Origin of the sequence: Streptococcus infantis (genome assembly GCF_000960085.1) — a bacterium.
In the GTDB taxonomy this organism is placed as follows: domain Bacteria; phylum Bacillota; class Bacilli; order Lactobacillales; family Streptococcaceae; genus Streptococcus; species Streptococcus infantis_C.
The window spans coordinates 46,397-70,627 of sequence record NZ_JYGT01000008.1; the positions used below are offsets into that span (position 1 = coordinate 46,397).

Here is a 24,231-nt window from a genome sequence, read left to right on the forward strand (position 1 = left end):
ACTATTCTTCATCCATGCTCAAGACGCTGAGGAAAGCTTCTTGAGGAACTTCAACTGAACCGATAGCTTTCATACGTTTCTTACCAGCTTTTTGTTTTTCGAGGAGTTTACGTTTACGTGAAACGTCACCACCGTAGCACTTGGCAAGCACATTCTTACGAAGGGCTTTGATATCAGTACGAGCCACAATCTTATGTCCAATAGCTGCTTGGATCGGTACTTCAAACTGTTGACGAGGAATGATTTTCTTAAGTTTCTCTACGATAAGTTTCCCACGTTCATAAGCAAAATCTTTGTGAACGATAAAGCTAAGAGCATCCACTTTGTCACCATTAAGAAGGATATCCATCTTAACTAACTTAGATGGTCGATACTCTGACAATTCATAATCAAAGCTTGCATAACCACGTGTCGAAGACTTGAGCTTATCAAAGAAGTCAAAGACAATCTCAGCAAGGGGAATTTGATAGATGACATTGACACGATTATCATCAATATAATCCATCGTCACAAAATCACCCCGTTTGCGCTGAGCTAGCTCCATTACTGCTCCAACGAATTCTTGTGGTACCATGATTTGTGCCTTTACATATGGTTCTTCAATGGTCGCAATCTTTGTAGGATCAGGAAACTCAGATGGGTTCGATACATCCATAGATTCACCATCTGTCTGATTAACCTTGTAGATAACGGATGGTGCAGTCATGATAAGGTCGATGTTAAACTCACGTTCCAAACGTTCCTGAATAACATCCATATGAAGTAATCCAAGGAAACCACAACGGAAACCAAATCCGAGTGCTTGAGAAGTTTCTGGTTCAAACTGCAAACTAGCATCATTGAGTTGCAATTTTTCAAGGGCTTCACGAAGATCGTTATATTTATTTGACTCAATTGGATAGAGACCTGCGAAAACCATCGGATTCATCTGCTTGTAGCCAGATAGTGGCTCTGAAGCAGGATTTGTTGCCAAGGTTACTGTATCACCGACACGGGTGTCCTGAACAGTTTTGATAGATGCTGCAATATATCCAACGTCACCTGTCGCAAGGAAGTCTCGTCCAACTGCTTTAGGTGTGAAGATTCCAACTTCAGTAACATCAAAGGTTTTACCATTACTCATCAGCTGAATCTTATCACCTGGTTTGACCACTCCATCCATGACACGAACTTGGAGAATAACCCCGCGATAAGCATCGTACACAGAGTCAAAAATCAAGGCCTTCAGTGGTGCTGTAACATCACCTGTTGGAGCAGGAACTTTCTCTACGATTTGCTCGAGAATTTCTTCGATACCAATACCAGCTTTGGCTGATGCTAAAACTGCTTCACTAGCATCTAGACCAATAACATCTTCGATTTCCGTACGCACGCGCTCCGGATCTGCTGCAGGCAAATCAATCTTATTGATAACTGGAAGGATTTCTAAATCATTATCCAAAGCAAGATAGACATTTGCCAGAGTTTGAGCCTCAATTCCTTGGGCAGCATCAACAACCAAAATTGCTCCCTCGCAGGCAGCTAGAGAACGTGATACCTCATAAGTGAAGTCCACGTGTCCTGGTGTATCAATCAAGTGGAAAATATAAGTCTCACCGTCTTTAGCAGTATAATTCAACTCAATGGCGTTGAGTTTAATAGTAATCCCACGTTCACGTTCAAGGTCCATACTATCTAAAAGTTGGGCCTGCATTTCACGGCTAGAAACTGTTTCTGTCTTCTCTAAAACACGGTCTGCTAACGTTGATTTCCCATGGTCAATATGGGCAATAATTGAGAAGTTACGAATCTTCTCCTGTCGTTTTTTCAATTTTTCTACGTTCATGATTCTCTTCCTTTCAGGGTATCTATTAATTATAAAATGTTTTTAATATTTTGACAAGACCATACCCTGCTAGGAGTACTAATCTTCGGCAACAAAGCCGTCATTTTCGATGAAATAGTGGTCAGTCATACCTTGGTCAGTAAAGACAATTCCATGAAGGACACCGCCATAGACAGCTCCTCCATCCATTCCGATTTTCCCGTCTTCTGTCATCCAAAGTTCTTCAGTTCCTGGTTCTTGATCCAAAAGTCCATAGACTGGTGTATGTCCAAAGACAATTGTTTTCCCTGTATGATTAGCTGCTTCGTGGAATGGTTTTCTGAGCCAAACTTTCTTGTAATCTGTAGTATCATGCCAGTCATCCAAAGTCAAATCAATACCAGCATGAACGAATATATACTTATCTGTTTCGATGACAAAAGGCATCTGACGGATAAACTCCACTAAGTCGGCTGCTTCAGTTTCAACACGCTTAGCATCTGCTACACCATCTACCGGTGCATCCAATGGGCGACCTAGAATAGAATTAATAGTTGTATCCCCACCATTACGACGATAGTGGTCATAGCTTTCTTCAGGGTTATCCAACCAAGTTAAAAACATATACTCATGGTTCCCTGACAAGCAAATAGCTCTCTGATTGTCAACCAAGTCTTTGACCATTTCTAGAACTCTGCGACTATCTTCACCTCTATCAATCAAATCTCCAAGAAAGAGTAATTGAGTCTTACCATCCCATGTTTTTAGAAGGTCCTCGAGCATTCCTGCTTTCCCGTGGACATCTCCAATAACATAATAGTCTGTCATTTATTTCTCCTTACTTTGCAACAATTCTCTCGCTTGACTAAGTGCAGCTTCAGTTACATTCTCACCAGCCAACATTTTAGCAACTTCTTCCACTCTTTCATCAACTGTTAACAAGCGAACGGTTGAAACGGTTGAATGCTCATTGCTAATTTTTTCAATAAAGAACTGATAATCAGCGATAGCGATGACTTGAGGAAGATGCGAAATAGCTAGAACTTGGCCATGCTGACCAATCTTATGAATTTTCTGTGCGATTGCCTGAGCTACGCGACCTGAAACTCCTGTATCTACCTCATCAAATACAATGCTAGTCTTACCTTCCTTACGAGAAAAGGCAGACTTAATAGCCAACATCAAACGAGATAACTCACCACCAGAAGCTACTTTTACTAATGGTTTAAAGTCTTCTCCAGGGTTAGTTGAAATATAAAATTCAACACTCTCATTCCCTTCACGACTGAATTTTCCTATAGTAAACTGAACCTGAAATCGAGTCTTGTCCATATAAAGGTCTTTAAGCTCTTGTTGAATCTCAATTTCTAATTGTTGAGCTAAGTTGTGGCGAGCAGATGCAAGTTTACTTGCTAAATCAACCAGACTTACTTCTAATTGTTTGAGTTCTGCTTCCATATCTTCTGAAGAAAGATTATTACCAGTGAGTAAATTGTATTCTTCAGTTATTTTTGCAAAGTATAACAAGACATCATCTACATTTCCACCATACTTACGTGTAATGGCATGTATGAGATCTAAACGACTATCAATCTGCATCAAGCGATTGCCGTCAAAATCTAAATCTTCGATAATATCCTCTAAACGTTTGGTGACATCTTCTAATACATAATAAGACTCTGATAAAGAAGTTGATATTTCACGGTACTCAGCATCATACTCTTCTAAACTCTCCATGTCATTCATAGCAGAACGGACGTTAGCCAGGCTTGAAAATTCTTCATTATCTAGCATGGTATAGGCATTAGTTAGCGTATCAGCAATATTTTTATAATTCAGAAGTTTATCGCGTTCTTGGTTGAGTTTGAGGTCTTCACTTGGCTGTAATGCTGCAGATTCAATCTCTGCCATTTGAAATTCCAACATCTCAATACGAGCCTTATGTTCTTCTTGGTTTTTCTTAACTTCAAGAAGTTGCTTGCGCATTTGACGGTAGGCATCAAAGTTGGTCTGATAAGATTGCTTCAATTCAAGAAAATCTGTATCACCAAACTCATCCAGCATCTGAATATGTAATTGTGGACGCATTAACTCTTCTTGGTCATGCTGACCATGAATGTCGACTAGATGTTGTCCTATTGCGCGTAGAACAGAAAGATTGACCATCTGTCCATTAACTCGACTAACACTGCGCCCGTTTTGTAAAATTTCACGACGAATGATGATTTCATCACCTAAATCGATACCTTGCTCATCAAAAATCTCTTGAAGAGGGAGACTATTTTCAATTGAGAAAAGACCCTCGATTTCCGCTTTGAGTGCACCATGACGAATGACATCTGTTGTTGCTCTTGCTCCCAGCATCATGTTCATAGCATCGATGATGATAGACTTCCCGGCACCAGTTTCCCCAGTAAGAACTGTCATTCCTTTCTCAAAATTAAGTGAAATAGCCTCAATGATGGCAAAGTTTTTAATTGAAATTTCAAGTAACATAAGGTCCTACCACTTTTTAACTTGCTCTACAATTTCTACAGCTGCATCTTCAGTTCGCGCTACAATCAAAATGGAATTATCATCTGCTAAACAGCTAAAAATCTTATCTGAAAATGTTTGAGTTAATTGGCTTTTAACAAAAATTGTATTTCCAGGAATAACATCTAAATTGATGAGATTTCCCATTCGTTCAAAGCTTTCAATATTGTTCTCAGCTAACTGTAAACTTTTGACTACTGACTTTGGCAATTCATAGACATATGTATTGTCTTTCAATGGAATTTTCACAATCCCTAGTTCTTTGATATCTCGTGAAACAGTTGCTTGAGTAGCAGTGATTCCTGCTTCTTTTAAATGTTCAACGATTTCTTCCTGAGTACCGATTTGATAATCAGTCACAAATCTTCTAATCTTCTCAAGTCTCTCTTTTTTATTCATCTTTAAACTCTCTATGTGCTTTTTCTACTAGTGGTTCTATTTCAGAAACCACCTGATTGCTTGCGTGTTCTTCCTTACGTAAATAAGCAAGAAACTCAATATTACCGTGGCCACCTTGTATAGGTGAAAAATCCAATCTTAAGACGGAAAATCCTTCTGTGACTGCCATTTCTGTTACCATTTCTAAAACATTTTTGTGAACCTTAGCATCTCTAATAATACCATTTTTCCCAATTTGTTCTCGACCGGCTTCGAACTGTGGTTTTATGAGGGCAACAACTTGTCCTTGATCAGCTAAGACTCTATGTAGAGCTGGAAGGATGAGACTCAATGATATAAAACTCACGTCGATACTTGCAAAGCTAGGTACTTGTTCAAAATCAGAATTTTCAGCATAACGAAAATTAAACTGCTCCATACTAACAACACGTGAGTCTTGGCGCAATTTCCAAGCAAGCTGATTGGTCCCGACATCAACTGCATAAACTAATTTTGCTCCATTTTGAAGCATGACATCAGTAAATCCTCCTGTTGAAGCTCCAATATCAATGGTCGTTTTGCCTTCGACTGATATATCAAATTTCTCTAGGGCTTTTTCAAGTTTCGAGCCACCACGGCTCACATACTTAAGCTTCTCACCTTTGAGTTTCAATTCAGTATCATCTGGAATTTTTTCTCCTGGTTTATCGAATCGTTCACCATTTAGAACCGCAACAACCAAACCAGCCATAACTCCTCTTTTAGCTTGCTCTCTTGTCTCAAACAAACCTTGTTTATAAGCTAGTACATCTACTCTTTCTTTAGCCATTGATTCTCAAACTTTCTACTATTTTTACAATTGGTTCTTTATCAAAGCTTACAACTTGGCTAATCTCTTCTAGTTTCGCATTGGCTTGATCCAAAGTATGATTGCAAAAGGCAATCGCCTCATCCAATCCTAACAAAGCAGGATAGGTTGATTTCTCGGCTTGTAAATCTTTTTGTGGTGTTTTACCAATTTCCTCAAAACTAGCTGTAACATCAAGGATATCATCTCTCACTTGAAAGGCAAGACCAATCAACTCTCCAACAGTTTTAAGTGCTGTATGAATAGTTGTATCCAATCCAGCGATGATTCCAGCTGCATGAAAAGGAAAGGCCAATAGTTTACCAGTCTTATTAGCATGGATAGTCTGAAGTTCCTCTAAATTCAAGTGTTTTCCTTCACCTTCCATATCCAAAACTTGACCCGCTACCATTCCCATACTTCCAGAAGCAAGAGATAGATTTGCTATTAAGTCTACCTTGATTTCGTTTGGCAAATCTGACAGAGCTATGAGAGCATACGGGTCTAGAAAAAGAGCATCACCTGCCAAGATAGCTAAATCCTCTCCATAGACTTTATGATTGGTCAAACGTCCTCGGCGATAATCATCATCATCCATAGCAGGAAGATCATCATGAATTAAGCTTCCTGTGTGAATCATCTCGAGCGCTGCTGCAATCTGGGCATGAGCTATAGTGATTGGCACCTGCAAAGACTCCAAAACTTCTAAAAGTAGATAAGGACGAATTCGTTTACCACCTGCATGAATAGAATAAAGAACAGCTTCTCTGAGATTAGCAGCTAATTGCTGGTCTCCATAAAACTCCTCAAGAGCTGACTCAACCAAAGCTAATTTTTCTTGCTTGTTCATAGAAGTTCGCTTTCTGTTCCATCTTCTTGCATGACTTTAACCAAAGTCTTTTCTGCTTTATCAAGTGTTGCTTGCAATTCTTTTGAAAGAACCATTCCTTTTTGAAATGCAGCAATGGCATCTTCTAAAGCAATTTCACCATTTTCTAAACTCTGAACAATAGTCTCTAGTTCTGCTAAATTATCTTCAAATTTCTTCTGTTTTGACATCTTTAACCTCTAATTCTACCTGACCATCTCGCATCATTAACGTTACTTGATCAGTTTTTTTCAAATCTTTAGCTGACGATACTACGGCATCCTCTTTTTTCACAATCGCATAACCTCTGGCTACGATACGACTAGTATCTAACATGAGTAGCGCTTCTGACAAACGTTTGACTTCGGCCACCTTGGCATCATAAACTACTGCCATTTGACTACGAAGTAACTTTTCCAGTTGTAGCAGACGGTCCTGGTAACGATGAATCTTATTGATTGGTGATAACTGTTCAAGACGATGAACTTGTTCCAAGACTTTTTGTTGTTGTCTGACAAGTTCTGTATTAATACTTTGTTTGAGACGAAGCTGTAACTGATCCAATCGTTGTAAATAACCATCATATAAGCGTTCAGGTTGCCTGAAAATAACGGATTGACTTAGTACTTTTAATGCTTTTTCTTTCTTAGATAAAGTGTTTTGTACAGATGTAGCCATACGTCTCTCTTGATTCTTCAGATAAGTCAAAAGATCTAACTTAGTAACAGGAGTCGCTAGTTCTGCTGCAGCAGTTGGAGTTGCTGCTCTCTTATCTGCTACAAAATCTGACAAAGTAACATCCGTCTCGTGACCAACACTTGAAATGATCGGTAAACGCGATTCAAAAATAGCACGAACAACTATTTCCTCGTTAAAAGCCCAGAGATCCTCTATCGAGCCACCACCACGACCAATGATAAGTACATCTAGGTCATCACGTTCATTAGCTTTAGCAATGTTAAGGGCAATCTCCTCTGCCGCTCCTTCACCTTGAACCTTGGTAGGATATAAGATAATTTCCACACCAGGGAAGCGTCTGCTAACGGTTGTAATGATATCCTGGATAACAGCTCCACTACGACTTGTCACTACCCCGATACGGTTTGCAAACTGCGGAATTACTTGCTTAAAGCGGTCTTGAAAAAGCCCTTCCTCTGAAAGCTTCTTTTTCAGTTGCTCAAACTGAAGGGCAAGTGTGCCGACACCATCCGGCTCTGCCTTTTCAATAATAATTGAATAACTCCCACTTGGTTCATAGACTTGAACTCGGCCGACTACATTAATCTTCATGCCTTCTTCCAAGTCGAATCCAAGTTTCTGATAGATACCAGACCATATGGTTGCTTGGATAACAGCGCGATCATCTTTTAGAGAAAAGTATTGGTGAGTTGGACGCTTTCGAAAGTTAGAAACCTGACCAGTTAAATAGACCCTCTCCAAGTATGGGTCTTTATCGAATTTCATTTTTAAATACTTGGTCAAAGTTGTTACCGATAAATACTTTTCCATCTCAACCTCCTTCTTTCTCTAGTTTTTCCTGGGTATTATTATACCAAAAATATGCTTAAAAATCTCTATTTCCACTTGGAATGGCAAAAATACAGCTTGTTTGTACAAAAGTTTTGTCCCTTTCATATCCCTTGAATAAAGAAAAAACCCTTTGGATAAAATCCAAGGGGCTAAAAACGTTGTTAAATCAACGATTATTCTTTAAGGTTGTAGAATGATTTCAATCCACGGTATTCAGCTACTTCACCAAGTTGATCTTCGATACGAAGCAATTGGTTGTATTTAGCGATACGGTCAGTACGTGAAAGTGAACCAGTCTTGATTTGTCCTGCGTTTGTTGCAACTGCGATGTCAGCGATTGTTGAATCTTCAGTTTCACCTGAACGGTGTGATACAACAGCAGTGTAACCAGCTTCTTTCGCCATTTCGATAGCGTCGAATGTTTCAGTAAGAGTACCGATTTGGTTTACTTTGATAAGGATTGAGTTAGCAGCACCTTCTGCGATACCTTTTTCAAGGTATGAAGTGTTTGTTACGAAGAAGTCGTCACCAACCAATTGAACTTTACCACCAAGACGTTCAGTAAGAGCTTTCCAACCGTCCCAGTCGTTTTCGTCCATACCATCTTCGATAGTGATGATTGGGTATTTGTTTACCAATTCTTCAAGGTAGTCGATTTGTTCTGCAGCAGTACGTACAGCAGCTCCTTCACCTTCAAATTTAGTGTAGTCGTATACTTGACGTTCTTTATCGTAGAATTCTGATGAAGCACAGTCAAATCCGATAAATACGTCTTTACCTGGAACATAACCAGCAGCTTCGATAGCAGCAAGGATAGTTTCAACACCATCTTCAGTTCCTTCGAAACGAGGAGCAAATCCACCTTCGTCACCTACGGCTGTTTCAAGACCACGAGATTTAAGGATTTTCTTAAGAGCGTGGAAGATTTCAGCACCCCAACGAAGAGCTTCTTTGAATGTAGGTGCACCAGCAGGTACGATCATGAATTCTTGGAAAGCGATTGGAGCATCTGAGTGAGAACCACCGTTGATGATGTTCATCATTGGAGTTGGAAGAACTTTAGTGTTAAATCCACCAAGGTAGCTGTAAAGTGGGATTTCAAGGTAGTCAGCAGCAGCGCGAGCTACAGCGATAGACACACCAAGGATTGCGTTAGCACCCAATTTACCTTTGTTAGGAGTACCGTCAAGTGCGATCATAGCACGGTCGATAGCTTGTTGGTCACGTACATCGTAGCCGATGATTGCTTCAGCGATGATGTTGTTTACGTTGTCAACAGCTTTTTGTGTACCAAGACCACCGTAACGAGATTTGTCACCATCACGAAGTTCAACTGCTTCGTGTTCACCAGTAGAAGCTCCTGATGGAACCATACCACGTCCGAAAGCACCTGATTCAGTGTAAACTTCTACTTCAAGTGTTGGGTTACCGCGTGAGTCTAGGACTTCGCGAGCGTAAACATCAGTAATAATTGACATTTTTTACTCTCCTTTGAGTTAAATTTTTTACACCTCTATGATACATTAAAAAGAGACCTTTTTCAAGAAAAAACGTTATCTTTGTGCAAATTTTCCTTAAGTTGATAAAGTAATCGCTTTCTTTTTCCTTTTATCTTGAGACTTTTGTGATATACTATATTTATGACTGATCTATCTAAACAAATCCTAGAAAAGGCCAATGGTGGTCTTAAATTAAATCCTGATGAACAAAGACGTTTTCTCGGAACATTTGAAGAACGTGTCCTTGGCTATGCAGACCTTGAAACTGCCGATGATGATAAATTTCAAAAAGGATTTTCAACAATTTTAGAAACCTTTAAAAAAGAGACTGAACCTCTATTTGTCAAAATTTCTCCTCAGATTGAATTTGACAAACAAGTCTTTTATCTAAAAAAAGCCAAAGAAGCTGAATGTCAAGCAACCATCGTTTCTGAAAATCATAACTCTTCTCCTTTCGGCATGGTCATACACAGTGATAGTCCTGTTCAAACCCAAGAAAAAGACCTTAAAAAGGCCTTTTCTGACTTATGGCAAGAGAAAGAGACGAAAGCTCCTACTTCTTTTTGGAAAAAATGGTTTGGTTAACTCTATCTCAAAGACATGATCCGAGCAATACTTGCAGCTGTATTTTCTAAATAAACAGCTGCATTTTTTAAACTATCTTCTAATGGTTCGCTTTTTTCTAGTATAGAAAAAGCAGCGATGATATTCTCAAATGGTAAAGGAGGTAAATCCTCAGCTAAACTACCACACATAGCAATAACCGGAACACAATTTGGTGTTCTTTTTGCTACACCGATTGGAGCCTTGCCTGAAAAACTTTGAGAGTCTAATCTACCTTCACCAACAATAACTAGATCTGCATCTGCGACCTGTTCATTGAAGTTTATCAAATCCAAACAAGTTTGTATTCCAGAAACAATCTCTGCATCAGCAAAGGCACACAAACCCGCAGCAATTCCACCACCAGCACCACTACCTTCTAATTTTAAAATTTCAGGTGCAACTTTGTTGTAAAAGTTTTCAATAGCAATATCAACATCTTGGAATTTAGCTGGTTCCAACCCTTTTTGCTTCCCGAATGTATAGGTGGCGCCGTGAGGTCCACATAGGGGATTAGTTACATCTGCAAGTATTTTTATATGTACATCAGAAGGAATTTGAAGCACTCCCTCCTTCGAAATTTTCCTGATATCAAATAGAGATTGACCATTTGCTTGAACTACATTTCCGTTTTCATCATAAAACTGATAACCAAGTCCAGAAGCAATACCAATGCCTCCATCGTTACTAGCAGTTCCACCGACACCGATGTAGATATCTTTTATACCTTGCTCTATTAAATATAGAATCAGCTGTCCAATTCCCTTTGTTTGAATCTCAAGTGGATTTCGTTTTTCATAAGGTATCTTAGCAAGGCCCACCAAATCAGCAACTTCAAATAGAGCTAGTTGACCTTTTTGAAAATAGGGCATTTGAACCTCATCACCAAAAGATCCTGTTACCTGACTTGTATGTTCTTCAAGACCTAAAGAATTATTTATAGCAGCAACGGTTCCTTCTCCTCCATCGCCTACAGGCAAAAGTACACATTCTGAATCAGGCAGAGCTTTTTTAAAGCCCCGTTTTATAGCTTCAGCCACTTGGTTAGCAGGGAGACTCTCCTTAAAAGAGTCAGGTGCAATAATAATTTTCATCTTGATTTCTCTTTCTATCTAAAGGAAGTCTATCATTTCCAAAACTTTCCCAAAATCTCTCTCATCTACCTGAAGATTTATTTCCTTTTTCACAATATCCTTGGCACAAAAGGCTATACCAAGTCCTGCACTTTTAAGCATTTTTAAGTCATTAGCTCCATCACCGATAGCTATCGTACTCTCGAAAGGTACCTCTAATTGATCAGCCCATCTTACTAGAGTTTCTTCTTTAACTTCTCTAGTGATGACTGGACTAGACAGATTTCCAGTTAAATACCCATCTTTGGTTTCTAGTTGATTAGCAGCAAATAATGATATTCCTAAATCCTTTGCTAATCTATCTACGATAGTGGTAAATCCACCTGATACTAAACCGACTTCTATCTGGTTTTCTTGAAGAACTTTAATAAACTTAGCAGCGTTTTTACTAAGGTGAAGTTCATGATAAATCTTATCAAAAACATTGATAGAGAGTCCTTTAAGAAGGGAAACACGTTTTTTCAAACTTGATTCAAAGTCTAATTCCCCTCTCATCGCTTGAGCTGTTAGCTGAGCTACTTCTTTTTCACAATCTGCCTCTTTCCCCAATAAATCAATTACCTCTTCTTCTATCAAGGTCCCATCAACATCTAGTATACAAAGTCCTCTAGCTTTATTCATCTATCTTCCTTACTCTCATCATCTCAAAAAATCGTATGAAAACTTCATACGATTTTAACTATTTAGTTTGCTAAACTGTGATACAAATCAAGGTAAGACTGACAAGCTGTATCCCAAGAGAAGTCACATTCCATAGCTTGAACTTGAAGATTTTTCCAAACATCTGGATGATTATAGTAAACATCCAAGGCAGTTTGTAGAGCCCAGTTAAGCCAATATGGAGTCAAGTTATCAAAACTAAATCCTGTACCTGTTCCTTCAATTGGGTTGAACGGTTGAACAGTATCTCTCAACCCCCCTACTTCGTTAACAAGAGGTAAAGTACCATAACGCATAGCCATCATTTGAGAGAGTCCACATGGTTCAAAGCGACTTGGCATAAGGAAAATATCGCTTGCTGCATAAATTTCTTGTGCGAGTTTCACATCAAAAGTAATATTAGCAGATAATTTGTCTGGGAATACTTGACCAAACCATGCGAAGGCTTGTTCAAAACCAGGATCACCTGTACCCAAGAGAACAATTTGAACGTCTTCTTGAAGCATGCGATGCAAACCTTCAACAACGACATCAAAACCTTTCTGTCTTGTCAAACGCGACACAATACCAATCATTGGAACATCGGGACGAACTGGAAGACCAACTTTTTCTTGAAGTTTAGCTTTATTCTGAGCTTTTCCTGATAGATCAGACTTGTTAAAATGGTAATCCAACAAAGGATCCGTTTCTGGATTATATAGATCTGTATCGATTCCATTTACAATACCAGAAACCTTACCAGACTCCATTCGAAGAATTTGATCCAGACCACATCCAAACTCTGTTGTCATGATTTCATAAGCATAGCTTGGTGATACAGTAGATACACGATCTGCATAGAGGATACCAGCCTTCATCCAGTTTAGGCAGTCATTCCAGCGAACTGTACCATCCGCATAGCGTTCGAACCCCACTCGGAACAAGTCCCAAAGCATACCTTCAGAGAATTGCCCTTGGAATTCCAGGTTGTGGATTGTTAAGACAGTCTTAATGTTTTGATAGGCCTGGATCCATCTGTATTTTTCCTTCAACAAGAAAGGAATCATAGCTGTATGATAATCATGAGCATGAAGAACATCAGGAATAAATCCAATACGCTCCATAGCCTCCAGAGCCGCAAGTTGGAAGAAGGCAAAACGTTCACCATCATCGAAATCACCATACACATGACCACGGAAGAAATAATACTGGTTGTCAATAAAGTAGAAGGTAACACCATTTAAAACAGTCTTCTTAATGCCACAAAATTGTCTACGCCAACCAACGTATACTTCAAATTGGAGAACATCTTCAATTTGATCACCAAACTTGGCTTCCACCATGTCATAGTATGGCAGGATAACAGCAACTTCATGACCAGCTTTAACTAATGATTTTGGAAGAGCCCCGATAACATCTCCCAAGCCACCTGTTTTAGAGAAAGGGGCTCCTTCGGCTGCTACAAATAAAATTTTCATGAAAGAATGTCCTCTGTTATTTTTTCACCTTTTTTGATGACAACAGGATTTTCTGCTGTACCACGAATAACAACTCCATCAGCTACTTCAGCACCCTTATCAATAATTGCATACTCAACTTGAGCGCCTTCACCAATGACAACACGAGGGAAAATAATAGACTCTTTAACTAAGCTATCTTTATGAATTTGAACATTACGAGAAATAACTGAACGAACAACTTTACCTTCGACAATACTACCAGAAGCAAACTGCGAAGTATTTACTTCACAACCAGGTGCATAATAAGTTGGTTCTTCGTTTTTCACCTTTGTATGAATCTTTTGATTTGGAGAGAACAAAGAGTAGAATTTATGCTGATCAAGCATATCAATATTGGCTTGGTAGTAGGTTTCTACAGAATGAATATTTGCCAAATAGCCAGTATACTCGTAGGCAAAAGCACCTTCTTTAGCTGCCAAATCACGAAGAACATAGCGAAGTTTTTCGGGGTGTTCTTTCTGAGCTTCTTCTTCCAGACGTTCAATCAACCATTGAGTATCTACAACAAAGATATCCGTTGACATGTTGTAGTATTCTTGTTCAGCTTTTTTATCGAAGAGTTTGTGAGAGAGCACGTGGTCAGTTTCATCAATATCTAGGATAGCATTTACTTCTGAAATATCCTTTTTAGGTAGTTTCTTATAAACAACCGTAATAGGAGATTTTGTAGTATTATGCAAATGGAAAACCTGAGTAAGATCAATATTTACCAAAACGTCACAGTTCAAGGAAACCGTTTGGTTAGATCCAGAACGTTTTAAATAAGTCAAGAGTTGTTGATAATACTCTTTACCAACAGTACTACTTTCCACACGAGTATTGTAGATTCCAAGATAGTAGTGGCTAAGAAGGGTATTCAAGCCCCATTCACGTCCTGAACGAATGTGGTCAAATACAGAGCTGATGTTATCTTGTTGGAAGATTCCAAAGACACTTCGAACACCAGCATTTGCTAAACTTGAGAGTGGGAAGTCAATCAAACGATACTTTCCTCCAAATGGCAAACTTGCCACTGGACGGTTACTTGTCAAGGTTGACATATCATGGAAACCAACGGTATTTCCTAAAATCGCTGAATATTTATCAATCTTCATCTGTTGCTACCCCCACTACTTCGTTATATCCGACTACTTGTACTTCTTCTGTACCATCAATTTCAACACCATCGGCAATAATTGCACCTTCACCGATGATTGCACGTGTAATTTTAGCACCTCTACCGATAACTGCTCCACTCATGATGACAGAATCAACAACTTCTGCTCCCTTACGAACTTGAGCAGCTGTAGAAAGAATGGAATGTTTTACAGTACCATTCACGTAACATCCATCTACTACTAGAGAGTCTTCTACTTGAGCAAATTCTCCAAGGTAGTTTGGTGGAGCGATAAGGTTACGAGAATAAATTTTCCATTGACGATTTCGGCTATCTAGAGCATTTTCTGGAGAGATGTATTCCATATTTGCTTCCCAAAGAGATTCGATTGTACCAACATCCTTCCAGTATCCATTAAATTCATAAGCATAGACACTTTCACCTGTCTCAAGATAATTTGGAATAACATTCTTTCCGAAATCAGACATATCTAGGTTAGCCTTTTCAGCAGCAACTAGCATGTTGCGAAGTCGTTTCCAGTCAAAGATATAAATCCCCATTGATGCCTTGGTTGATTTTGGTTGGGCAGGTTTTTCTTCGAATTCAACAATGCGATTATTAGCATCTGTATTCATGATACCGAAACGACTAGCTTCTTTTAGTGGTACATCCAAAACAGCTACTGTCAAGCTGGCATTGTTATCCTTGTGTGATTGGAGCATATCATCATAGTCCATCTTGTAGATATGGTCTCCTGAAAGAATCAAAACATACTCAGGATTAATGCTATCGATATAGTCGATGTTTTGGTAAATAGCGTGACTTGTACCTTCGAACCAACGATTTCCTTCACTTGCAGAGTAAGGTTGAAGGATAGAAACACCTGAATCAATTACATCAAGACCCCAACTAGAACCATTACCAATGTGGCTGTTGAGAGCTAGTGGTTGATACTGTGTAATAACCCCAACATTATGGATACCAGAGTTGGCACAGTTAGAAAGAGCAAAGTCAATGATACGATAGCGCCCACCAAATTGCACAGCAGGTTTTGCAATGCTTTGAGTGAGTTTACCGAGACGAGTTCCTTGCCCACCGGCAAGGATTAAAGCTAGCATTTCATTCTTCATTTTCTACTCCTTTTTGAGATTTATTTGATTCTTTTTTAGCGGGTTTCAAGCGGCGTTTGATTTTCCAGATACTTGCCCCCAAAGCTGGCAAGGTAAAGGTCAAAGTCTGCTCATAATCCTTCCATAATCCTTCTTGAGTTTGAACAGTTTGATTGTGTTCTTTCCAAACACCTCCCCATTGTTCCAACTCTGTATTCCAAATTTCTTCATACACACCTGCAACTGGTAGTCCAATTGTGAAATCAGGACGTTCAACCGGTGCCATATTAAAGACACAGACTAGCATCTCACCTTTCTTTCCTTTACGAATAAAGGAAAGAACACTCTGATCTCTATTATCTGCATCGATAATTTCAATTCCATCATAGCTTGTATCAATTTCCCAAAGACAACGGTGTTCCTTATAAAGTTGATTCAACTGAGATGTGAAGTATTTCATCTTGGCATTCATTGGATCTTCAAGGTTTGACCATTCTAATTGCTCTTCTGATTTCCACTCTAAGAATTGACCGAATTCGCTACCCATAAAGAGCAATTTCTTACCAGGGTGACAAATTTGATAAGTATAAAGATTTCTAAGGCCTGCAAATTGATTATAGCGATCCCCCCACATCTTATGCATCATACTCTTCTTACCATGTACAACCTCATCATGTGAGAATGGTAGGAGATAATTTTCATTAAATACATACATAAAACTGAAGGTTACAAGGTTAAAATCATACTTGCGGTAAATTGGATCTTCTTCGTAGAAACGTAAGATATCATTCATCCAGCCCATGTTCCACTTGTAGTCAAATCCAAGACCACCCATCTCTTTCGGACCTGTTATTTTAGTTGCCGAAGAGCTTTCTTCTGCAATCATCATGACATCAGGGTGAGCTAGCTTAATAACAGTATTTAAACGTTGAAGGAAATAATAGCCTTCGTAGTTAAGATTTCCACCGTCTTTATTTGGTGTCCAAGGTGCATTATCATAATCAAGATAAAGGATATTACTTACGGCATCTACACGGATACCATCTAAATGATAAAAATCAATCCAGAACTTAATGCTAGAAATTAGGAAAGATTGTACTTCGTTTTTCCCTAAGTCGAAGTTTAATGCCCCCCAACCATAGTTATGAGCTTTGTTATGGTCTTGATATTCAAAAGTCGGAGTTCCATCATAGTAGGCTAAGGAATCATCATTGATTGTGAAGTGACCTGGAACCCAGTCCACGATAACACCTATATTGTTTAAGTGACACTCCTCAACAAAGTCTTGAAACTCTTCTGGTCTTCCGTAAGAATGTTCTAAACCGAAATATCCCATAAGTTGATAACCCCAACTCAAACCTAGCGGGTGAGCCATCAAAGGCATAAACTCAATATGAGTGTAGTTCATTTCAACTAAGTAAGGAATCAACTCTTCTTTTAATTGAGCAAAACTATATGGAGTTCCATCTGGATTTCGTTTCCACGAACCAGCGTGTGCTTCGTAAATATTAACTGGCCTTTCGAAGAATCCCAAACGTTTTCTACGAGCTAACCAAAGTCCATCCTTCCATTTCTTTTCTGGAATTTCTGTTAGAACAGCCCCTGTACCTGGACGTACTTCATACCGAACAGCTAAAGGATCAATCTTCATAAGCTGATGACCGTTAGCCCGTGTGATATGATATTTATAAATCTGACCTTCTTGGGCAAAAGTTGTAAAAACTTCCCAAACTCCAGATTCGTTTCGAACCATAGGGATTTGATTTTCAACCCAATTCGTGAAATCACCGACTAGATGAACAGCCTGCGCATTTGGAGCCCAAACTCGGAATGTGTAACCCCATTCCCCGTCTTTCTCCTCACGATGTGCGCCCAAATAGTGCTGAAGATGGAAATTTTCGCCTGTTGTAAAAGTTCTTAAAGCTTCTAATGTATCCATAAATCCCCCTTTATATTGTAAGCGTTTTCTATATTTCTATTATACTATCTTTTAAGAAAACTTTCAACCAATTTCCGAATTATCATAAATATTTTTTAGAAAATCTTCAAGTAATTATCTTGACATTTCTTAAATTTTCAGTATTTATTGATATTCTACCTTGATAAAAGTTTTTGAATCATTAAATCACTTACAATATTTTTTTCAATGCTAATTTTGCAAAATAGATACTTAAAAAACTTAACGTTATTTTCATGAATCAAACTTTTTGTTCGGATAAAGTATCTTAAGTACAATTTTATCAAATTTTCTGAAATTTTCAACTATTTTTGGTAATATTCCCATATTTTTTATTAGGACAAATTTATATATAAAAAAACTCAAGATTAATCTTGAGTTTTATTTTTTTAAACTAAAACATTCATGACTGCTACACTCACATTATCAAGAGTGTTTTCTTGGTTTGAACGACTATTAGTGATTCGCATTTCAAGGTTTCCCGCATTTTCATAATAGTGGGATTCTCCTTTAGCATTAAAGACCACTAAGTAATGCTCGTCATCTTCCTGAATTTCATAGACAATCCATCCACTATTTTCAATAGCTGTGTGAACAAAGACGTGACGGTATACTTCCTCGTATGTAGGGTATGAAAAGGCACTACTCTTTGTTTTAAGACCTATAATCTGACGAATAAATTCTATGCTTTCTTGACGCTCATTGATTAAGTCCCAGTCTACCTGGTTAACGGCGTCTGGAGCATTGTAACTGTTCATGGCACGTTCGCGATCATCATGAGTCAACTCACCGTTTTCACCTGTAGGAACCAGTTTGGTACGTCCAAACTCTTGACCAAGTTCCATAAAGGAGATACCTTGCATTAGAAGATTCATTGCAGTTGCTGTTTCTACCTTTTTCATGATACTTGCTTGGTCTTCTGTTGGATGAAGTGTCGCTAATAAATCATGCAAGTTATAGTTATCATGGGCTTCTACATAGTTGACAACCTGGTTAGGGCTTAGATAAGAGCCTAGTTCACGACTACCAAGGATAGCTTTGGCAACAATTGGTTCAGTGGCAGCACCACTTACGAAGCCTGATTTGATATCACCATAAACTTCAGCACCCTTAACCGCATTACGTTGATCATCATTGAAAAATCCAATATTAGGTAACTGATAGGCATTGTCTTTCTTAGCCTTATCGTAAGGTGCTAGACCAGTACCCATATCCCAACCTTCTCCATAAAGGATGATTTTAGGATCGACTTCATCCATAGCCCAACGAATCATCTGCATAGTTTTAATGTCATGGATTCCCATCAAGTCAAAGCGGAAACCATCGATATTAAACTCATTCACCCAATAGAGTAGTGAATCAATCATGTACTTACGAAACATTTCGTGTTCACTAGCAGTCTCGTTTCCTACACCAGTACCATTTTGATAACTTCCATCGCGGTTCATTCGGTAATAATAGTCTGGAACCGTTGTTTGGAATGGGGCATCAACAGTTGAAAACGTATGGTTGTACACCACATCCATAATGACGCCAATTCCAGCATCATGATAAGCTTGAATCATCGTCTTCAAATCGCGGATGACTTGACCTGGATCATTTGGATTCGTAGACATGCTGGTTTCTGGTGCATTGTAATTTTGTGGATCATAACCCCAGTTGTAGGTCACATTTCCATCTGCATCATACTCTTTGTGACGATCAGCAATTGGTTGCAGTTGAACATAGTTCACACCAAGTTCTTTGATGTAGTCAAATGCAGTAGACTGACCATATTTGTTGACAGTTCCAGTTTGGGCAGCACCTAAGAAAGTACCTCTTAATTCTGGAGCAACACCTGAAGTTTCAGACTTAGTCAAGTCACGAATGTGCATTTCGTAAACAACAGCTTGACAAGGATTTTCCAATCGCCAAGTTGCTTCCGTTCCATTCTTAACTTCAAAACCTTCAACTTGACGTTCTTTTTCTGAAAGGATTGCTGAACGTTTGCCATTTGGACTTGTCGCAATGGTATATGGATCGCGGGTCAATGATTGATGATGTGGAAAATCAATCTGATATTGATAGGCACGACCTGCAAGACTTTCAGGAATTGTCAAATTCCAAACGCCAATTGTATTATCCTTGTGACTATAGGAATAACTATTTCCACGTTTCATCTCATACGTTTTTAGGATAGGAGCGTCATTGCTTGCTGATTCATAGACTACAACTTGTACAGTTGTTGCTGTTGGCGACCAAAGTTTAAAGCTTGTTTCTTCTTCGGAAACCTTGCATCCCAGTTCTCCTTGGTAACCCCAGTGGTGATCAAAGCTAGCACTGTTAATCGCTTTATCAAAAGCAAATGGATTTTGATCTTTATAGTGTGGACTTGCAATAGCTGGATTTTCAGAATAATAAACAGTGTCATCTCCATCTAAAATCCAAACTTCCGTTAGAAGTGGATAATAATTAAATCGGATAGGGTATTCTTTGGTAACTCCATCTTTTTCAACTGTAAACACCATTTGTTCAAGAGGTGTTTCACTTGATTGAGTAAATGACAACTTCTCTCCAAAGTATTCTTCCTCTTTAACAAATTCTACTGAATCAGCTGACCCCTTACTAAAGTTGCAATTCTGATATGCTCCATCCTTACGATGATAATGAATAAGTACAGGATAATTGTACATAGTTCTCCCTAATTTCTAATTGTTAAATTTTTATAAAAAATAGTATCTTTTTTTCTCGTTGAACACAGGAATCTAAACTGTTCATATAAGCTAGTAGTGTATATTGTTTACAAACTCTCCAACCAAGCTTCATCTCGAATCTCAATTCCAAGTTCTTGTGCTTTTTGCAGTTTACTTCCTGCATCTGCTCCTGCTACCACAAGGTCAGTCTTCTTCGATACACTACCCGTTACCTTGGCTCCAAGATTTTCGAGTTTACTTTTAGCTTCCGAGCGAGTAAGACGTTCAAGTTTTCCTGTCAATACGACTGTTAAACCCGATAAGGCTGCATCTGCTGCAACGACCTGTCCTTTGTAGTCTAGATTAACATCTAATTCTTTCAATTCTCTTAAAAGGATTTTAGCGCCCTCAGTCTCAAAATAAGATTGGAGACTTTGAGCAATGACACTTCCCAAACTTTCAATGCCTGCAACTTCTTCAGGACTTGCTTGAGCCAGTGTTTCGATTGAATGGAAATGTTGTAAGAGTAACTGACTTGCCTTGCTTCCAACATGACGAATTCCTAACCCAAATAAGAGTTTTTCGGAAGAATTTTCTTTAGAAGCTTGAATAGCCTGATAAAGTTTTTGAGCCGATTTCTCCTTGATGCCGTCTAACAAGAGAAAATCTTCAATCGTCAATCGATATATATCTGCAACATCTTTAACTAAATTGGCAGCAAATAATTTTTCTACAACAGATGGTCCGAGGCCAGAGATATTCATGGCATCACGGGATGCAAAGTGTATTAAACCTTCTTTAATCTGAGCTGGACAACGTGGGTTTATACAACGAAGAGCAACCTCATCTTCAAAGTGTAACAGCTTGCTCTCACAACTTGGACAGTTTGTTGGTATATCTAGTTTCTCCTCAGACACACGCTTTGATTCTACGACACGTAGAACGGCTGGAATGATATCTCCTGCCTTATAAACGATAACAGTATCATCCTTGCGGATATCCTTTTCAGCGATATAGTCAACATTATGAAGCGTTGCACGACTAACTGTTGTACCTGCCAATTGCACTGGAGTAAGATTGGCAGTCGGAGTTACGACACCAGTTCGTCCTACTGTCCAATCAACAGAAAGCAGTTTTGCTTCTTTTTCTTCTGCAGGGAACTTATAAGCGACTGCCCACTTAGGCGCTTTAACTGTAAAACCAAGTTGCTCTTGACCAGCTAGGTCGTTGACCTTAATCACGACACCGTCGATATCATAAGGCAACTGGTCTCTTTCTTGACCTACTTCTTGGATAAACTCCCAAACCTCATCCATGCTGAGCGCTAATAGGCGTTTAGGATTGACAACAAAGCCCAACTGTTCCAGATGATTTAAAACCTTCTCTTGGCTGTCTCTAGTTGAAGGGCTTGCTTCTTGATAGAGGAAAGTTGCAAGATTACGTTTGGCTACTACTGCTGTATCTAACTGGCGAAGAGTACCTGCAGCAGCATTTCGTGGATTGGCGAATTCAGGCTCGCCGTTTTCTTGACGGGCTTGGTTAACTTGATCAAATGATGCTCTCGGCATGTAACATTCACCACGAACAGTGATATCTAATTTTTCTGGTAAGGATAAAGGAATGTCTTTCACTCGTTTAAGATTTTCTGTGATATTTTCACCAATAGATCCATCACCACGAGTCGCACCAGCAACAAAAATTCCCTGCTCATAAGTCAAGGAAATCGATAGTCCATCAATCTTCAACTCACAAATATAAGTGACATCATCTAATTCCTTACGAACCCGCGCATCAAAAGCATCGAGTTCTTCACGTGAAAAAGCATCCTGCAAACTATAGAGAGGATACTGATGACTATATTTTTCAAATCCATCTAGAATCTTACCTCCGACGCGATGGGTCGGACTTTCTGGTAAGACTTGGTCCGGATGAGCTTTTTCTAACTCGACCAATTCACGATAAAGACGGTCATACTCACTATCAGATACAGATGGGTTATCACTTGTATAATACTCTGTCGCATAGCGATTGAGCAACTCAACGAGCTCTTTCATTCTTTCATTCATAAAACCATTTTACCATAAAAAGGACTATAGAAACAATACTCAAGCTCTAAAAAAGAAAATGAGAAGGATATTTCTATCCTTCTCATTTATTTTTATTTTTTACGGTTCAAAATAGCGTTCAAAATGATGGCCACTGTACTTGCAATGACGATACCATTTGAGAAGAACATTTGTAATTCAGTCGGTAAAGTATTGAAGAGATTGCTTCCGTTCAATCCAACCCCAGCAGAAATAGACACTGCTGCAATGAGGAAATTATGTTCATTGTGCTCAAAGTCTACACGAGCCAAGATTTGCATCCCTTGGAGAGACACGAAACCGAACATGACGAGCATAGCTCCACCTAGAACAGGACTAGGAATAATCTGTGCCAAGGCTCCAAACTTAGGCAAGAGACCGAGCAAGATGAGGAATCCTGCTGCGTAGTAGATTGGTAGACGTGTACGAATACCTGAAAGTTTCACCAAACCTACGTTTTGTGAAAATCCTGTATAAGGGAAGGTATTGAAAAGTCCACCAAGTAAAACAGCGAGACCTTCAGCACGATAACCATTACGAAGACGAGTGCTATCAATTGGATCTTTAGTAATATCAGAAAGAGCAAGATATACACCTGTTGATTCTACCATTGATACAGTAGCGATGATACACATCATGACAACAGATGAAATCTCAAATTGTGGAGCACCGAAGTAGAATGGAGTTGGGATATGAACAAGTGGAGCTTCTGCTACTGGAGAAAAATCAACCAAGCCCATAGTTGCAGCGATAATCGTACCGGCAATCAAACCAATCAATATCGAAATAGATTTGATAAATCCTTTTGTAAAGATATTAACCAAAAGAATAATGAGAACAGTAAGCATTGCCAAGGCTAAACTTTGACCGGTTGGTTTTTCTACGTTATTTCCCATATTTCCAATAGCAACTGGAATCAAGGTCAATCCGATAGTTGTGATAACAGAACCAGTTACGATAGCAGGGAACAGATTGGCAACCTTAGAAAAGATACCTGAAATCAGGATGACATAAATCCCTGATGCAATCAAGGCTCCAAACATAGCACCACTACCATGACTCTGACCAATCATGATAAGAGGAGCAACAGACTGGAAGGCTACACCAAGAACAATAGGCAAACCAACACCGAAGTGTTTATTGAGTTGTAATTGTAAGAGAGTTGCAACCCCACACATAAAGATATCTGTTGAGATAAGGTAGGTCAACTGTTGAGCTGAATACCCCAAAGCACTTGCAATCATGATTGGTACTAGGATTGAACCTGAATACATGGCTAGCAAGTGTTGCAAACCAAGAACGGCCGCCTGTGAGTGTTTTTCTTGTTGTTTCATTAGATGTCTGCCTCCTTGAAGATAACTTTTCCATTTTCAAAACGCTCTAATCGCGCTAGTGATACTACTTGATGACCTGATTTTTCTAACAGTTGACGGCCATCTTGGAAGGATTTTTCAATCACAATTCCGATGGCTTCAACTCTAGCACCAGCTTGCTCGATAATCTGAATCAGCCCTTTAGCTGCTTGGCCATTTGCCAAGAAATCATCGATAATCAATACTTTATCTTCAGGAGATAAGAATTTCCCTGCAATAGATACGGTACTAGTTACTTGTTTCGTGAAAGAATAAACTTCAGCAGTCAAAATTCCTTCATTCATCGTAATATTTTTTGCCTTTTTAGCAAAAATCATAGGTACATTTAATTGCTCTGCCACATATAAGGCTGGGGCAATCCCAGATGCTTCAATGGTTACTACTTTTGTAATGCCAGCATTTTTAAAATGCTCTGCAAAAGTACGAGCAATCTCACGCATTAACTTATAATCAACTTGGTGAGTCAAGAAGGAATCCACCTTAAGAATATTCTCAGCTAGAATATTCCCATCTTTTAAAATACGTTCCTCTAGTAATTTCACATTAACCTCCGAAATAAAAAGGGACTTACAACGTAAGTCCCT

20 protein-coding genes are annotated in these 24,231 nt (G+C 38.9%); 1 reads left to right on the forward strand and 19 read right to left on the reverse strand.

All coding sequences use genetic code 11. The features are described from left to right. Position 1: 1 nt before the first annotated feature. The 9 genes from lepA to eno form a co-directional block, all read right to left on the reverse strand. Positions 2-1,825: a translation elongation factor 4 gene (gene lepA / locus TZ94_RS05230; RefSeq protein ID WP_045614948.1), complete on the reverse strand. Its 1,824-nt coding sequence runs from the start codon at positions 1,823-1,825 to the stop codon at positions 2-4. A 78-nt stretch (positions 1,826-1,903) separates the two neighbouring features. Then, positions 1,904-2,632, reverse strand: coding sequence for a metallophosphoesterase family protein (locus tag TZ94_RS05235; RefSeq protein WP_045614949.1), 729 nt, complete (start codon positions 2,630-2,632; stop codon positions 1,904-1,906). After that, on the reverse strand, positions 2,633-4,300 hold the full coding sequence (gene recN / locus TZ94_RS05240; RefSeq protein WP_045614950.1) for a DNA repair protein RecN: 1,668 nt from the start codon (positions 4,298-4,300) through the stop codon (positions 2,633-2,635). Between the two features lie 6 nt (positions 4,301-4,306). After that, on the reverse strand, positions 4,307-4,738 hold the full coding sequence (locus tag TZ94_RS05245; RefSeq protein ID WP_045614951.1) for an arginine repressor: 432 nt from the start codon (positions 4,736-4,738) through the stop codon (positions 4,307-4,309). Next, positions 4,731-5,546 (reverse strand): TlyA family RNA methyltransferase, encoded by an 816-nt coding sequence (locus TZ94_RS05250; protein WP_045614952.1) that lies wholly within the window; start codon positions 5,544-5,546, stop codon positions 4,731-4,733. The genes TZ94_RS05245 and TZ94_RS05250 overlap by 8 nt, the downstream gene beginning before the upstream one ends. Next, a complete protein-coding gene (locus TZ94_RS05255) occupies positions 5,539-6,414 on the reverse strand; it encodes a polyprenyl synthetase family protein (protein WP_045614954.1) in 876 nt (291 codons plus the stop codon). The genes TZ94_RS05250 and TZ94_RS05255 overlap by 8 nt, the downstream gene beginning before the upstream one ends. Continuing rightward, positions 6,411-6,623 (reverse strand): exodeoxyribonuclease VII small subunit, encoded by a 213-nt coding sequence (locus TZ94_RS05260; protein ID WP_006154290.1) that lies wholly within the window; start codon positions 6,621-6,623, stop codon positions 6,411-6,413. Before TZ94_RS05260 ends, TZ94_RS05255 begins: the two co-directional genes overlap by 4 nt. Beyond that, a complete protein-coding gene (xseA, locus tag TZ94_RS05265; protein WP_045614956.1) occupies positions 6,601-7,941 on the reverse strand; it encodes an exodeoxyribonuclease VII large subunit in 1,341 nt (446 codons plus the stop codon). The genes TZ94_RS05260 and xseA overlap by 23 nt, the downstream gene beginning before the upstream one ends. Before the next feature lie 194 nt (positions 7,942-8,135). Continuing rightward, positions 8,136-9,440 carry a surface-displayed alpha-enolase gene (gene eno / locus TZ94_RS05270; protein WP_045614958.1) on the reverse strand — a complete coding sequence of 435 codons (1,305 nt, stop codon included), beginning with the start codon at positions 9,438-9,440 and terminating at the stop codon, positions 8,136-8,138. A 162-nt stretch (positions 9,441-9,602) separates the two neighbouring features. On the opposite strand from eno, the gene TZ94_RS05275 reads away from it, so the two are divergent. Continuing rightward, complete coding sequence (locus TZ94_RS05275; protein ID WP_045614960.1) at positions 9,603-10,046, forward strand: DUF1694 domain-containing protein; 444 nt, start codon at positions 9,603-9,605, stop codon at positions 10,044-10,046. Positions 10,047-10,048: 2 nt separating this feature from the next. On the opposite strand, the gene TZ94_RS05280 is transcribed toward TZ94_RS05275, so the two are convergent. The 10 genes from TZ94_RS05280 to TZ94_RS05325 all read right to left on the reverse strand — a co-directional run bounded on the left by TZ94_RS05280 (position 10,049) and on the right by TZ94_RS05325 (position 24,189). Beyond that, positions 10,049-11,158, reverse strand: coding sequence for a glycerate kinase (locus TZ94_RS05280; protein ID WP_045614962.1), 1,110 nt, complete (start codon positions 11,156-11,158; stop codon positions 10,049-10,051). Between the two features lie 18 nt (positions 11,159-11,176). Beyond that, the gene (serB, locus tag TZ94_RS05285) at positions 11,177-11,818 is read right to left on the reverse strand and encodes a phosphoserine phosphatase SerB (RefSeq protein ID WP_045614963.1); all 642 of its coding nucleotides are present in this window, start codon (positions 11,816-11,818) and stop codon (positions 11,177-11,179) included. Positions 11,819-11,880: 62 nt separating this feature from the next. Further along, positions 11,881-13,314, reverse strand: a complete 1,434-nt coding sequence (gene glgA / locus TZ94_RS05290; RefSeq protein ID WP_045614964.1) for a glycogen synthase GlgA — start codon at positions 13,312-13,314, stop codon at positions 11,881-11,883. Next, positions 13,311-14,450 carry a glucose-1-phosphate adenylyltransferase subunit GlgD gene (gene glgD / locus TZ94_RS05295; RefSeq protein ID WP_045614966.1) on the reverse strand — a complete coding sequence of 380 codons (1,140 nt, stop codon included), beginning with the start codon at positions 14,448-14,450 and terminating at the stop codon, positions 13,311-13,313. Before glgD ends, glgA begins: the two co-directional genes overlap by 4 nt. Continuing rightward, positions 14,440-15,582 carry a glucose-1-phosphate adenylyltransferase gene (locus TZ94_RS05300; protein ID WP_004253502.1) on the reverse strand — a complete coding sequence of 381 codons (1,143 nt, stop codon included), beginning with the start codon at positions 15,580-15,582 and terminating at the stop codon, positions 14,440-14,442. Before TZ94_RS05300 ends, glgD begins: the two co-directional genes overlap by 11 nt. Beyond that, positions 15,572-17,500, reverse strand: coding sequence for a 1,4-alpha-glucan branching protein GlgB (gene glgB / locus TZ94_RS05305; protein WP_045614967.1), 1,929 nt, complete (start codon positions 17,498-17,500; stop codon positions 15,572-15,574). Before glgB ends, TZ94_RS05300 begins: the two co-directional genes overlap by 11 nt. A 407-nt stretch (positions 17,501-17,907) precedes the next feature. Continuing rightward, on the reverse strand, positions 17,908-20,190 hold the full coding sequence (gene pulA, locus TZ94_RS05310; RefSeq protein WP_045614968.1) for a type I pullulanase: 2,283 nt from the start codon (positions 20,188-20,190) through the stop codon (positions 17,908-17,910). A 107-nt stretch (positions 20,191-20,297) separates the two neighbouring features. Next, the gene (gene ligA / locus TZ94_RS05315) at positions 20,298-22,256 is read right to left on the reverse strand and encodes an NAD-dependent DNA ligase LigA (RefSeq protein WP_045614969.1); all 1,959 of its coding nucleotides are present in this window, start codon (positions 22,254-22,256) and stop codon (positions 20,298-20,300) included. 92 nt (positions 22,257-22,348) lie between these two features. Further along, complete coding sequence (locus tag TZ94_RS05320; RefSeq protein WP_045614970.1) at positions 22,349-23,608, reverse strand: nucleobase:cation symporter-2 family protein; 1,260 nt, start codon at positions 23,606-23,608, stop codon at positions 22,349-22,351. Then, a complete protein-coding gene (locus TZ94_RS05325) occupies positions 23,608-24,189 on the reverse strand; it encodes a xanthine phosphoribosyltransferase (RefSeq protein WP_045614971.1) in 582 nt (193 codons plus the stop codon). The genes TZ94_RS05320 and TZ94_RS05325 overlap by 1 nt, the downstream gene beginning before the upstream one ends. Positions 24,190-24,231: the final 42 nt, after the last annotated feature.